This window comes from Bradyrhizobium sp. SZCCHNS3052, from assembly GCF_032484495.1.
Classification (GTDB): domain Bacteria; phylum Pseudomonadota; class Alphaproteobacteria; order Rhizobiales; family Xanthobacteraceae; genus Bradyrhizobium.
Genome location: NZ_JAUETB010000010.1, coordinates 193285 through 206217, shown reverse-complemented (window position 1 = coordinate 206217; position 12933 = coordinate 193285). Strand labels below are relative to the sequence as shown.

At 64.8% G+C, this 12933-nt stretch carries 11 protein-coding genes; 1 reads left to right on the top strand and 10 read right to left on the bottom strand.

The features are described 5' to 3' along the window. Positions 1-29 precede the first annotated feature (29 nt). The 6 genes from QX073_RS26305 to QX073_RS26280 all read right to left on the bottom strand — a co-directional run bounded on the left by QX073_RS26305 (position 30) and on the right by QX073_RS26280 (position 8691). Complete coding sequence (locus tag QX073_RS26305; RefSeq protein WP_315715806.1) at positions 30-1352, bottom strand: NAD(P)/FAD-dependent oxidoreductase; 1323 nt, start codon at positions 1350-1352, stop codon at positions 30-32. Positions 1353-1652: 300 nt separating this feature from the next. Next, complete coding sequence (locus QX073_RS26300) at positions 1653-2975, bottom strand: dicarboxylate/amino acid:cation symporter (protein WP_315715597.1); 1323 nt, start codon at positions 2973-2975, stop codon at positions 1653-1655. A gap of 1244 nt (positions 2976-4219) precedes the next feature. Beyond that, on the bottom strand, positions 4220-4750 hold the full coding sequence (locus QX073_RS26295) for a hypothetical protein (RefSeq protein WP_315828123.1): 531 nt from the start codon (positions 4748-4750) through the stop codon (positions 4220-4222). Then, positions 4740-5630, bottom strand: a complete 891-nt coding sequence (locus QX073_RS26290; RefSeq protein WP_315828122.1) for an FAD:protein FMN transferase — start codon at positions 5628-5630, stop codon at positions 4740-4742. The genes QX073_RS26295 and QX073_RS26290 overlap by 11 nt, the downstream gene beginning before the upstream one ends. Continuing rightward, on the bottom strand, positions 5611-6069 hold the full coding sequence (locus QX073_RS26285; protein ID WP_315715594.1) for an FMN-binding protein: 459 nt from the start codon (positions 6067-6069) through the stop codon (positions 5611-5613). Before QX073_RS26285 ends, QX073_RS26290 begins: the two co-directional genes overlap by 20 nt. A 627-nt stretch (positions 6070-6696) precedes the next feature. Next, positions 6697-8691 (bottom strand): multicopper oxidase domain-containing protein, encoded by a 1995-nt coding sequence (locus tag QX073_RS26280; RefSeq protein ID WP_316226658.1) that lies wholly within the window; start codon positions 8689-8691, stop codon positions 6697-6699. A gap of 574 nt (positions 8692-9265) precedes the next feature. Between QX073_RS26280 and QX073_RS26275 the strand changes: the two genes are divergently transcribed. Next, positions 9266-9568, top strand: a complete 303-nt coding sequence (locus QX073_RS26275) for a hypothetical protein (RefSeq protein WP_315715593.1) — start codon at positions 9266-9268, stop codon at positions 9566-9568. 86 nt (positions 9569-9654) lie between these two features. Here QX073_RS26275 and QX073_RS26270 read toward each other — a convergent pair whose 3' ends face one another. From QX073_RS26270 to QX073_RS26255, 4 genes are read right to left on the bottom strand one after another with little or no spacing between them, the layout of a single operon-like run. Beyond that, positions 9655-10290 carry a hypothetical protein gene (locus QX073_RS26270; protein ID WP_316226624.1) on the bottom strand — a complete coding sequence of 212 codons (636 nt, stop codon included), beginning with the start codon at positions 10288-10290 and terminating at the stop codon, positions 9655-9657. Between the two features lie 47 nt (positions 10291-10337). Further along, a complete protein-coding gene (gene gspM / locus QX073_RS26265; protein ID WP_316226623.1) occupies positions 10338-10895 on the bottom strand; it encodes a type II secretion system protein GspM in 558 nt (185 codons plus the stop codon). Beyond that, complete coding sequence (locus tag QX073_RS26260; protein ID WP_316202520.1) at positions 10892-11995, bottom strand: PilN domain-containing protein; 1104 nt, start codon at positions 11993-11995, stop codon at positions 10892-10894. Before QX073_RS26260 ends, gspM begins: the two co-directional genes overlap by 4 nt. Then, the gene (locus tag QX073_RS26255; protein WP_316172183.1) at positions 11992-12933 is read right to left on the bottom strand and encodes a type II secretion system protein GspK; all 942 of its coding nucleotides are present in this window, start codon (positions 12931-12933) and stop codon (positions 11992-11994) included. The genes QX073_RS26260 and QX073_RS26255 overlap by 4 nt, the downstream gene beginning before the upstream one ends.

Genomic DNA, 12933 nt, shown 5'->3' with positions numbered 1-12933 from the left:
CGGCCGTGCCGGCGCCCTCGGCGCGCCCGTCAGTGCAGCTTGACGTGCGGCTCGGTGCGGCGGGTGATCAGGCGCGCCAGCGTGTCCAGCGTGACCTTGGCGAGCCCGTGCAGCGCGTATTCGTGCATCTTGTAGAGCGACAGATACATCATCCGCGCGAACAGGCCTTCGAACACCAGATTGCCGCCGACCAGCGCGCCCATCATCGAGCCGACCGTGCTGAACTCGCCAAGCGACACCAGGGAGCCGAAATCGTGATAGCGGTAGTCCGCCAGCGGCTCGCCCCTGACGAAGCGCGGAATCTGCTTGTAGAGGTGCGAGGCCTGCTGATGCGCGGCCTGCGCCCGCGGGGGCACGTTGCCGCGCTCGCCCCAGGAGCAGGCCGAGCAGTCGCCAATGGCGAAGACGCGCTCGTCGCGCGTGGTCTGCAGGGTCTGCCTGACCACGAGCTGGTTGATGCGGTTGGTTTCCAGCCCCGCGATGTCCTTCAGGAAGTCGGGCGCCTTGACGCCCGCGGCCCAGACGATCAGCTCGGCCGGGATGACGCGGCCGTCGGCGAGGCTCACCTTGTCGGGCCCGACCTCGGCGACCTTGGCGCCGACGAGCACCTCGACGCCGAGCTTTGCGAGCAGCTTCTCGGTCTCGCGCGAGACCCGCTCAGGCAACGCGGGCAACACCCGGCCCGCGGCTTCGATCAGCGTGATCCTGATGTCCTTCTCGGCGTCGACCTGGTCGAGACCATAGGCCACCACCTCGCGCGTCGTGCGATGCAGCTCGGCGGCCAATTCGACGCCGGTCGCGCCGGCGCCGATGATCGCAACCTTGAGCTGGTGCGGCGCGATCGGCGAGGACTGCGAATGGACGCGGATGCAGGCGTTGACCATGCGCTCGTGGAAGCGCCGGGCGTCGTGCTGCGATTCCAGCTTGATCGCATGGTCGACCACGCCGGGCGTGCCGAAATCATTGTTCTGGCTGCCGATGGCGATGACGAGCACGTCATAGGGGATGGTCCGCCGCGGCGTGACCTCGCGCCCCTCCGCATCGAGATAGGGCGCCACCAGCACCTCGCGCTTGTCGCGGTCGAGGCCGATCATGTCGCCGATGCGGTAGTGGAAGCCGTGCCAATAGGCCTGGGCGAGATAGTCGACCTCATGGGCCGAGAGGTCCATGCTGCCCGCGGCGATCTCGTGCAGCTTCGGCTTCCAGACATGGGTGCGGTTGCGCTCGACCAGGGTGACGTCGAGCTTGCCCCTGCGGCCGTATCTGTCTCCGAGCCGGGTCGCGAGCTCCAAGCCGCCGGCGCCGCCGCCGACGATCACGATGCGAGGGACACCAGGCTGCGCAACGGCCATCATCGAACCTCTCCAAGGGTGACCGCGGCGCGACGGCATGACTCTGATGTCACGCCGGTGACGTCGTCCCTCCGGCACCGCCGCCCCAGCCAGCGCGACCATGTTCACGATACGCCGTATCGTCGCAATGGTCAGACCATGCCGGCCTTGCGGCACCAGGCGGGATGCCTCCACGGCGAGCCCCTGCCCGCCGCTACCTTAGCAGATTATCCGAGATGTTGGCGGCATCGCGATTGGGCATGGCCGCGGCCGGCGCCACCGGCGCTGGAATGCGACGGCAGCGCCCCCACGACCGCAGGCCTATCCCGTCGTGACCGCGACTTCGACGTCGGCCGGGTCGATATCGCGATCGAGCGCGATGCGCAGCTTGTCGCGATCGAGCTCGCCTTCCCACCACGCCACGATCACGCAGGCGACGCCGTTGCCGCACAGATTGGTCAGTGCGCGGCACTCGCTCATGAACTTGTCGATGCCGAGCACGATCGCCATGCCGGGAACGAGCTCCGGCCGCACGGCCGCCAGCGTTCCGGCCAGGGTGATGAAGCCGGCGCCGGTGATGCCCGAGGCGCCCTTCGAGGTCAGCATCGCGACCAGCAGGATCGTGATCTGCTCACCGAAGGACAGGTGAACGTTCATCGCCTGCGCAATGAACAGCGTCGCCAGCGTCATGTAGATGTTGGTGCCGTCGAGATTGAACGAGTAGCCGGTCGGAACCACCAGGCCGACGACCGGCTTGGAGCAGCCGAGGCGTTCAAGCTTCTCCATCATCTGCGGCAGCGCGCTCTCGGACGACGAGGTGCCGAGCACGATCAGCAGCTCGTCCTTGATGTATTTGAGGAACTTGAAGATCGAGAACCCGGCAATGCGGGCGATGATGCCGAGCACGACCACGACGAAAGTGAGCGCGGTGAGATAGAAGGTCGCGATCAGGCCGGCGAGGTTGCCGAGCGCCTGCGGCCCGTAGCGGCCGATGGTGAAGGCCATGGCGCCGAAGGCGCCGATCGGAGCGGCCTTCACCACGAGGGCGATGACGCCGAAGATCGCGTGCGCGGCGTCGTCGATGAACGCGCGCATCGTATGGCCGCGCTCACCGAGCGTCATCAGCGAAATGCCGAACAAAATCGAGAACAGCAGCACCTGCAGGATCTCGCCCTGCGCGAACGCTCCCACCACCGTGTCCGGGATGATGTGGAGCACGAAGTCGACCGACTTCATCTCGCTCGCCTGCTTGGCGTAGTTGGCGACGGCGGCGGCGTTGCTGCTCTGGCCCTGGAAGCCTGCCCCGGGCTGAATGAAATTGCCGACGATGAGCCCGAGCGCGAGCGCGAAGGTCGAGACGATCTCGAAATAGATCAGCGCCTTGACGGCGACGCGGCCGACCTTCTTCACCTCGGAGACATGCGCGATGCCCGACACGACGGTGCAGAAGATGACCGGCGCGATCACCATCTTGATCAGCTTGACGAAGCCGTCGCCCAGCGCCTTGATCCATTCGTTCCTGCCGAGCTCGGGCCAGAGCCAGCCGACGATGACACCGAGCACGATCGCGAACAGGACCTGCACATAGAGGACCCGGTAGAACGGTTTCTGCGGCGCCGCGGCCGCTGTGGTGGTTGCAGACATCGAATCTTCTCTCCCTGATCTCACTCGGTCTATCTCTCTGGTCTGCCTATGACCCGCTTCCGCGCCGGCTCCATTGCGTGCCGGGGCAACGTCGTGCGTCTGGACGCGGGCCGCGCCGGGGGCGGACCCGAGAAGCTCGCACAGGCGGGATCGCCTGTCGCCGGGTCTCAGGTCAGGAATGAGCTGTGGGCTGGCATCCGGACGTCCCCTCGCATCTGTTGTTCTGGAGCTGGCGCTCGTTTGGCGGCTCAGTAAGCAGCAATCGTGCCAGCGGAGCGGTGCCACATGAGGCGCCTTCATGTCCTTCAGTTTGCTACGATTTGTGAACCATCACGCGGCGCGCGACCAAGCCACAGCCCGCGACTTGTCTGGACTTCCGGAAATTTGCCGTCGCAGGCGTCCGAAACATCGGACGCGCCGGCGACATGGTTCCCACCGGCAATATCCATCCCTGCCGGTCGCGCTCGACCTGGCTGGGGCGGAGGGATCGAACCTCCGAATGGCGGAATCAAAAGTTGCGCGGTCCGCTATACAAATCAACGCGCATTCTGAAACACAGAGAGAAACCGACCCTGGGAATTCCAATAGGTTACATCGCTATTCGGAACGCGAGCCGGCCTACGGACTGCCAAATCGGTCTCGAACCACTTCCCGGGTTGCGGGCGCGTCAGGGCAAGCGTCAAGAACAGGGCGAATGACCAATGAGCCATCATTGGCTATTCTCGCGCCTTGATCGCAAACGCGAGGCGCCCGCGGCGCCCGTCGCATCCGAGTGTTGAACTCGGCTATTGGCTTCGCCAGAAGTTGCCGCGGCTGCAGAGTAGATGATGGCCAATTCCATGGGCGGCTAGCGAGCCCAGGGCGGCTTTGGAATCTGAGCGATCGGAGTTAACTATCAGCGCGCCAATCGAACACCGGGCTGGTCGCCGTCGATGAATTGCACGCCTCCCGCCTCCAGGGCACGCCTGACGGCCGCCAAATTGTTGATTGACGGGATCCGGCGGCCTTTTTCGAAATCTCAAATGGTACTCTCACTCAAATTGGATCGAGCAGCCAATTCAGCCTGAGACCAGTCGAGCAGACCACGAGCTGCCCGAGATTGATCGGGAGTCATCAAACAGCCATTTCATGGGACGCAACGATCGCCGGCTCGGAAAATTCCTCCATGCGGCGGTTGGCCAACTGCGAGCAAGGAAATCGTTGCCGGGATGGAGACTGCTCGGCCAGCCGAACGCCGGATGCGGTCAACCTACCTTGCTCATGACGTTGACCAGATCGGCATCGGCAGGCGCGTCGGCAGGAACCAGGGTCGGAGAGGTCGCACGTTGTGGCCGCACGGACTGAGCCGTGGCGACAACGCTCGAGCGGCCGACGATGATGTGGGCGGTGATGACAGCCGGAACGCCGAGCCCGAACGCAATGTGGACCGTGCTGATCCAGGGCCGAAGCGCTTCGGATCCGACGTAGTAGAGCCCGAACGCCGTCGCGATGAGCAGACCATACATCGCGAGGCTGACGATACCGGTCGCTCGATTCTTCCCGGCACGCCACGCGCGCTGGACGTGCATGGGACCGAGCGCCCCAAGTAGCATCAGCGTCACCATTGCAGTTCCGCCATGCATGCTCAGCAGGTATGCGGCGGCCTGCTGCCACATCTCGCTGTCCAGCTCCGTGCGGGTCTTCATCTGGTCGGCATAGATCCACAGCGCGCCGCTGGCGAACAAGAGCCCGAGAATTCCGTAGAGGGCGAACCGAAACAAGCCTTTAAGCCGCATGCTGGTGAACTCCTTGCCAGTCCGGTGTCGTATGAATGTCGCCGTTCGCCGCAATCAACATGGCGCTCGCCTGGAAGCGCGCCAATGACGCCGCGGACTGCTCGCCGGCGACCATGACGACCTTGGTCAGCGCGTCGGCAACCATGCAAGTTGGCGCGCTCACGGTGGCGCCGTGGGCCGCCCCTGTGGGCAGCCGGGTCGAAGGCGTGACGACCGCTGTATCCATTGTTTCCGTCGATCGAAACGGGTCGAAGCGGCGCGCCGACGACGCGAGCGCCCCATTGCTTACTTCGACCTGGCACAAAAGCCTGTCCGGGAAACGCGGGTCGCGAATGTGGACGATGCGGGCATCGGGCCCGAAGGCGGCGAGGTCCCCACCTGCATTGACCATTGCGGAGCGCACGCCGCGGCTCTGCAACGCCGCGATCGCGCGGTCCACGGCGAACCCCTTGGCGATGCCGCCGAGATCGATCTTGACGGCGGAATCGCGGAAACGGACGCGGTCGTCGGCGAGCAACTCGATCGCAGTCGACTGCGGGACATCCGCTTGCGCCGTCGAGCCCACAGACGGCCTTGCCGCGCCAGCGACGGCAACGTCGAAGGCGCCGTCGGAGTGATGGGTCACATCGAGCGCCATCTTCAGCACGGCGTAGGTCCAGGAATGCACCTTCACGACGCCGCTCGATGCCGCGCGGTTCAGCCGCGACACGTCGCTGTCGGGATCGTGGAAACTCATCAGCCGATGCACGTCGGTCACCGCGGAAAACGCCGCTTCAACGGCATTCTCCGCATCGCAGCGGCGTGCATCCGTGACGTCGATCTCGACGAATGTCCCGAGCAGAGCCCGTGCTCGTCGAAGGCTAGCGGAAGTGGCTGGCATGATACGACAGCACCTTCTTAACGCCCTCGGTCAAATGGGTCGAGGACAGCGTAGCGCCCGAGATGTTGCGAATGTCGGAGTTGATGCGAAGCTCGTTCTGACTGCTCTTGCCGACGAACTGACCGAGCCAGCTGGCATCGTGCACCTCGCCGCCATAGGATTCGCGATAGTTCAGAATGTCGACGCGACGCACCCGCCCGTCGGGTCCGACGGCAACCGTGTAGTCGATCAGGAGGTGCTTGCCGACGACGTGATCGTAATAGAAGTAGCCGCCATTGCTCGCCTTCCAGACCCGGCCCGGCTGGACTTCGGAAAAGCTGGCTCCCGGAAATGCGGCCTTCTGCGCCTCTTCGACGCTCATGTACTGAATGGCATGGGCCGGTGCGGCGATCGACATGACGGCCACTGCGGGCGCCGTCCATTTCAACCAATCGCTCATCTCGTCCACCTCAACTTTGTTTCCATGGTACGCCCTCCCTCGCCGAACGCATTTCGTCTTCTCAGGGCATCAATCGCCGTCAACCTCTCCTGCGAGGCCGTCTAAACCGCAGCAGCGACGCTCCGAACCATCCAGTTCAGTGCGACAATGAACCCGAGCGATCGATCACACTTTGCCTCGGCAACAGCCCTACCCGTTCGCGGGTCTGCCTCCGTCCTTGCGACGTTCGCAACCAAGCGCGATGCAAATGGCTCCGAATGTCAGTCGAGAGAGTAGTGTTTCGATTGCGGCGAATTGCCGCGTCGATGTTGGCGTTTTGCCGGAGCGGCTGAGGAATAACAATGTTGCTGCAGATCGCCACATCGCGGGGACCGCGCTCGCGCAGCTTGCTGCACGCGAGCCTGACATTTCAAAGTCATGCAAAGGCGTTTGCAGCCGTTTAGATCGATTCAAAATGCGTAATCCCTTCTTCGAACAGGACCTGGAAAGCGCGTCGCGTTTGGCAGGCGATCGTCCTTCGCGGCGGTAAGGCGGCCGCGCAAGAGCAACGCTGCGCACAAACGAAGGTCGGCGCCGCAGATGAGGCGCCGACCTCGTGAACGACATGCCAGAAGACCGCTGCCGCAACTACCACGGCATCTGGTTCATTGCCTCCCACGGATTGCCGCCATAGGGCGAGGGCACGACCTTGATCTTCGCCATCATGCCCCCGTCCTCATGTTCGAGAATATGGCAGTGATAGACGAACTCGCCGACCTGTGAGAACGGGATATCAACCACCACGGGCTTCGACGTGCACTGCCCGTTCCGCCACTGCTCGATGCTGCAGACCCCGCTCTGGGATTCCATTACTTCCGGGACGTTCGGAGTCGCGACGCCGAGCGGGACGTTGTCCTGCAGCATGCCCCCGCCGATGCTCCTGTTCAGCGATACCGACAGCGGCGTGTTCTCTCCCGCCTTGCTGTTGACGGTCCGGAAGCGCGTCTGGTGAATGTGGAAGTTGTGATTTTCCGTCGACAGCTGCACCAGCTCCCAGGTCTCGTGGACGGGGCGCTGTCCCGGCGCGAGCGGCAGACAGACGATGTTCTGCGACGGGTCGAACTGGCTCACCGGGAGCTGGGTGCCGGGCACCGGGTTGCCGTTCTGATCGACCTCCTCATAGCCGAGACCGAAGGTGCCGTCGTCGGTCAGGTCGGCGATGCCGAAGAAGATCCGGCGGCGATGCCCCGCCGGCAGCGGACGGCAGCCGGCACGCAGCGGCGCGGCGTTCGCGTACCGCACCTTGGCATCGAGGATGCCCGACGGCTGCATGGTCGCCAAGGCGTCTCCCCTGATGTCCATGGCGTAGGCGATGTGATTGCGCCAACCGCGCTGGTGGAAGTGCACCTTGGCGAGATCGACCGCCGGCCACTGATCGCCGCTACCCATCGTCAATCCGGCCATCTTGAAGGTCGCGGAGGCGGACCGCCCAAGGCTGGCGATGGCACCTGTCGCGGGATCGCGATAGGTGACGAACACCTCGGTGCGCGAGCTCGGCATCATGACCATCTGGGTGACGCAGACCGGCTTCGAATGAAAGCCCGACGTTGGCGACGGCGGACAGGGAACGACCCTGAAGCGGGCGCCGCCGAGACGAACCATGGTGTCCATCGTCGTATCCTGCGGCAGGTTCACGCTCACGCCGTCGACCGAGATCAGCTGCATGACCATCGGCTTCTGCGTCTCGTCATCGGTCAGCTGAAGATTGTAGGACAGGCTGCCGGACGCATTGGTGAGCCGCCAGACCTCGCCATCGGGATCGGTGACCTTGATCTTCGGGAACGTCTGGCCGTTGACCGTGAAGAACCATTTGCCGCCGGAGAAGTTGGAGCCGCCATCGGCCGACAGATCGACGCCCGGGCACGCCCCCTCACGCACTTCGGAGCTGTCTGCCGGAAACTGGGCGCAGAAGCCCGGATCCTGCTGGTTGATCACCTCGCCGGGCTGGACGTCCACCGGACCGCTGTCGAACTGCACCGGGCCGCCGGGCGCGACCTGAAGATCCTTCAGGATCAGATGGCGCACGCTCGCGTCCGGAAACGGCGAATGCCTGGCATCGCCATGCGCATAGTCCGAGACCTCGCCGACCGAGATGATGCCCGCCAGGCCTTGCGAGACCTGGTTGAGCGAAATGCCATGAATGTGCGGGTGAAACCAGAACTGGCCCGACGGGTGGTTGCGCGGAATCTCGATGCGGTAATCCGCGGAGTCCATCTTGTTGGAGCCGTGCTGATGGGTGGTCTGCGGCACCGGCATGCCGTTGGCCGAGTTGAAGATCTGAACGAAGACGTAGTCCCCGAACGTCTGGTCGGTCAGCGTCGGCGCGCGCGGCTCGACGATCAGCCCATGGGTATGCAGGTTGGTCGGATTGCGAAACAGGTTGGCCTGGCCGGGATCGGTGTTGTGATTCACCTTGGCTGGGTCGAGCTGCGGCAGCTGGTTCACCAGCCTGATCTTCAGCGTATCCCCCTTCTGCAGCGCCAGTCGCACGCCACCATAATCCGCCACCGCGGCGCCGGCAGGACATTTGTCGCCTGAGGCCGGCCGCCGACAGATCTCGTAGACCCAGCCGGTCGGGTTCATCGGCGAGCCCCCAGGGGGCTCATAGGTGATCGTCGAGATCGGCTTGGGGCGCGCGATCATCAGCAGATCGAGCACGCCATGCCAACTCCTGAACACCGTCGGCTCGGCCAGATCGTGGGCCTGCGCCGCAGGACCCGCAACGGTCAAACCGGCCAACATCGCGGCCGCCGACGTCAGTAATCGCAGAGTTGGCTTGCGCACACGCCCAACTAACATGCCTGATCCCCATCTGGCTCGAGATACACCGGTAGGAACGATCGCCGTCCCCGGGATGCGGAATTCGAATGAGCAGTCCGAACTCATCAGCCGATCTGCCGCATCGTCCCCTCGGCCTTCGTCGCCATGTCGGGTGGCTCCTTTGTGACGTTTTCTTTCGCTTTGTGAGAATTGCCGACCGGCGTTTAAGAATCGATCTAACTACACGTCCAGACGCCTGCGTTGTGCGCGTGGCGGACAGCAGCGACACAAAAACGACAACCAGCTCTCGTAGCTCGCCATGAAGCTCATGAGATCGTGTCGGACGCGAACGCTGCTGGACATGTTTGTGAGTGCCCCGCTCCGAGGAGACCGAACGATGCTGCTTGCTGTTGTTCTCGCATGGGCCTGCAACGTAACCGGCATGGCCTGTGGAGCACCGACCACCGAGATCATCCAGAAGGCCTATGAGCAGGAGGCGCCGTCATCCGGCGTCCGCCACGACAAGGGCCTCAAGATCGTCGAGGCGACCTGCGACAAGGGCGACGTGGGCGGGCGTTTCCTGTGCCAGGTCTCTTTCGTATCGGAGGACGACCCCGACAAGCGCCTGTATTTCGACATCGTCTCCGCGGCTCTCACGGACAAGGGATGGGTGCTGACGAGCGGATTGTGCAAGCGCTGAGCGCCATCGACCGAGAGCCGCATCGCTTTTGTCGGTGCGGCCTGCCGGCGCCTATCGTCACGCTTCGATCCAGATCGGATCCATCCTTACAATTGACGGCGTCCCGAGCGTTGGCGTTGATGCATCCGGAGCAGCCTCGACTCCGGCGACAGAAAGGGCGGCCCTGCTTGAGCCAGCGGGGGCGCAGTGGGGGTTGACGGCATCTGCGCAAAACTTTCGTTAGCTGAATTCGTCGGCTGGGCCGGCGCCTGCGCCGGCAGCAGCGTGAGAACGGTGACGTCCTCGCCCCGTTGCAGCGTGACCGATCTCGCCTCGACGAGACGCAGCGTCCAACCCTGATAGTCCGCGCCGGTTCTGATCCGCAACGGCGTCTTGCTGCTCGTATCGACGAACACCGCAAGGCCGCGGTCTCCGTTCACGACGGTGCCGACGAGCGCGAGTTGCGGCCGTTCCGGTGCGGGCGGCTCCTGCATCACCGGAGCCTCCACGACGGCCGGCAGCGGAGCCTCCGTCGGCGGAGGGCGGCGAGACGGCGAAAATAGCGGGCGCTCGCGCGTCGCCGACAATTGCTCGAGCGGAATGCCCCATAATGGGTTGTCGGTTCGCGATGGCGTTCGCTGCGCGATGGACGGGCCTTGCGCCGGTCCGCTCGGCTGTTCGGCGGAGACCGCTCCCGAGACGTCCAGACCGGCCGAATGGGCGATGCCGAACGCCGACGCCACCGCCAGAACGCCGCAACAGCCGATCGTGCAAAGCTTGGCGCGACTGCTCATTGCGGGCCCTGCCACTGTCCGGAGACCGTCATCAGCACGCGCAGTTTTCCGCCGGATGCCGCCGCGGGCGCGTTCCCCTCGACGACCAGCTCGTCGACGAACAGACAGGGCATGCCGGCCTCCAGATCGTAGAGGATCGGCTGCAGATCGGACTGACCGGCCTCGAAGCTCGCGCTCCCGCTGATATCACCGTCCTTGGCGCGGGGGCCCTGCACATCGAGCTGCGACGACGACACGCTGCCGCCATGACGCGTCACCACGTCGCCAAGGCGCTGCAGCAGCGCTGCTCCTGCCACGGTCACGGTCGGTCCTTCGAGAAAGGCCGATCCCGTCATGCCGGCATCGCCGTTGCCGGCCTGACGCGCGGCCGCCATGCTGTGGGCGTCCAGCAGGTGGAGTGTATCGGCGAGCGAGGTCACTTCGCTGCGCTGATCGATCATGCTCTTGATCGACAGCACCGTGACCGAGATCAGCACGATCAGCAGTCCCGCATAGGCGGCGGCGGCGATCGAGGGCGATGCGGAATTGTCCGTGACGAGCTTTGCGACGCTCATGTGCCAAGTCCAAAATGGGGCTTGATGCCCGCTTCGATATGGAACCGTTGTCCGGGATCATCAGCCGAACGCGTGGTCGGCGCGAAGAAGGTCGCGCGCGTGAAGTGCGCCGACTGCTCGATCAATTTGACCAGTGCCGGCGCATCCTGGGTCATTCCGACGATTTGCAGTCTGTCTTTCTCGATCCGCAGCTCGGTCACATACGTGTTGTCGGGCAGTATCCGGGACAGCGCCTCCATCAGCACGACCGCCGCGGGGCTTTCCTGCTTGCGTCGCATCAGGCCTCGCAGCGCGGCGTTGTCGGTGCCCTGCAGATCGAGGCGCAGCGCTGCGCGCCGCTCGGAGATCCTCCGCGTGAGCTGGCCTTGCTGCTCGTCCAGCCTCTCGCCCAGCAGGCTCCCCGCCGCGAAAGACAGCGCCGCTGAGATTGCGGCGACGATCAACAGAGCGGCCAGGACCCGACTGACACGGCCGACGTCGAGCGATCCCCCCAGGCGCTGCTCGGTCAACCTCGTTGCATTGGTTGCGGTGAGCCGGTCGTCGACCGGCATCGGCGCCGTCTCAGGCGCAGCAAACAGGATGATCGATCCAGCCCGCCAGGACTCGGCGAGGCGAATGAGAGATTCCAGCTTCGGCCTTGGCGCGGCGATCACGGTTGTTTGGATGCGCTCACTCGATATCTCGACCGGCGCAGTCCTGCCGAACACGGCCTCATGCGCCGACCACGGCGTCAACCGGTCGAGCTGCGAGCGGACCATGGCATCGAGAAACTCGACGGCGCGCTTGGGCAGATCCAGCGGCCGCCAGAGAAAACGGTCCGGCCTCAGCACGACTTCGATCCGGCTGCCGTGAACGGCCGCCTTCCAGCTCTCCGGAGGCGCGGGCAGGCTCGCGTCGCCGTCCGGCAGGAGAATGCGACAATCGGGCGGGACGGATCGCCCGGGTCGCGCGAGCATCCGCATGATGAAGACGTTCCGTTCAATCTCGATCAGCCGGACAGACGGCTTGATGGTGAGCCGGCCTATCGCGGCCACCACGGCTTCGGCGACGGAGCCGATCCAGGCCGCCAGTTCGCGGCGCACGCGCGTCGACATCGTCATCTCGGCGCCTTTCCTGTTGGCCGAAGCATCCCCGGAGTGTTGACATCATCGCGCCACGCCAGGACGCGGTAAGGATCCTCACCATCGCCCAGCAGGATGACCGCTTCCGTTGCGGCCCTGCGACCGCCGTCAAAGCCGATCGTGACCCACACGCGGACGGCATCGGCGACCTCCAAGGTCGCTCCGGCGCGCGCCGGCCCCAGCGCCGCGTTGAGCGACCTGACGTCGCGGCGCAGGCCGGCCCGCTGATCGAGGAAGCTCTTCAACTGCTCCTGGGTCATCCCGGGAAGCGCGGCCACCACCTCGGGGGCGGCCTCCAGCGCGTCGATCTCGCGCCGGCCGCTGAAGACGGTGACGAAGGACATGGCTCTGTCGACCAGCGGCGGCGGCAGGTTGAGCACCAGCCGAAGCTCCTCGACGTTTGCGAACGGCGCGGAACGAGGCATGTAGTCCGCGCCGGCCGTGCGGTAGAGATCGCGCTCCGCGTCCGCAACGTTGTCAGCCGGCGGCGTTCGCCAGCCGACGATCCGCTCGGCATACTCGCCGGCCTTGTCCGCGCGCGCGCCGAGAACCTCGAACAGGTTGGCCAGCATCTGCCTGGATGCCTGGTTGAGATCGATTCGGGCGGCTTCCGACCGGAACGTGACCGAAACCTGCGCATGATCGAGCCGGAATGAAAAGGCGCCGGCGGCGGGGCGCTGCGGCTTCGGCGACGCGGACAATCTGTAGGCCGCAAGCTCGAGGCCTGCCGAGGCCAGCGCCGCCGATCGCAGGCGAGCATCATCGAGCGACAGGCGTTGAGAGGTGCTGACGAGATAGACGGACAAGGCTCCTGCCAGTCCAGCCAGCGAGACCAGGAGCCACAGCACCGCAATGAGTACGAAGCCGCCTTCCCGATCATCGGGATCCGGATCTCGCGGGTGCTTCTGTCGCCACAT

Excerpts from the sequence above, each read along its gene's own strand:
- QX073_RS26305 (WP_315715806.1), bottom strand. The coding sequence starts at position 1,352 with ATGGCCGTTGCGCAGCCTGGTGTCCCTCGCATCGTGATCGTCGGCGGC.
- QX073_RS26300 (WP_315715597.1), bottom strand. The coding sequence starts at position 2,975 with ATGTCTGCAACCACCACAGCGGCCGCGGCGCCGCAGAAACCGTTCTAC.
- QX073_RS26295 (WP_315828123.1), bottom strand. The coding sequence starts at position 4,750 with ATGCGGCTTAAAGGCTTGTTTCGGTTCGCCCTCTACGGAATTCTCGGG.
- QX073_RS26290 (WP_315828122.1), bottom strand. The coding sequence starts at position 5,630 with ATGCCAGCCACTTCCGCTAGCCTTCGACGAGCACGGGCTCTGCTCGGG.
- QX073_RS26285 (WP_315715594.1), bottom strand. The coding sequence starts at position 6,069 with ATGAGCGATTGGTTGAAATGGACGGCGCCCGCAGTGGCCGTCATGTCG.
- QX073_RS26280 (WP_316226658.1), bottom strand. The coding sequence starts at position 8,691 with ATGAACCCGACCGGCTGGGTCTACGAGATCTGTCGGCGGCCGGCCTCA.
- QX073_RS26275 (WP_315715593.1), top strand. The coding sequence starts at position 9,266 with ATGCTGCTTGCTGTTGTTCTCGCATGGGCCTGCAACGTAACCGGCATG.
- gspM (WP_316226623.1), bottom strand. The coding sequence starts at position 10,895 with ATGAGCGTCGCAAAGCTCGTCACGGACAATTCCGCATCGCCCTCGATC.
- QX073_RS26260 (WP_316202520.1), bottom strand. The coding sequence starts at position 11,995 with ATGACGATGTCGACGCGCGTGCGCCGCGAACTGGCGGCCTGGATCGGC.
- QX073_RS26255 (WP_316172183.1), bottom strand. The coding sequence starts at position 12,933 with ATGTGGCGACAGAAGCACCCGCGAGATCCGGATCCCGATGATCGGGAA.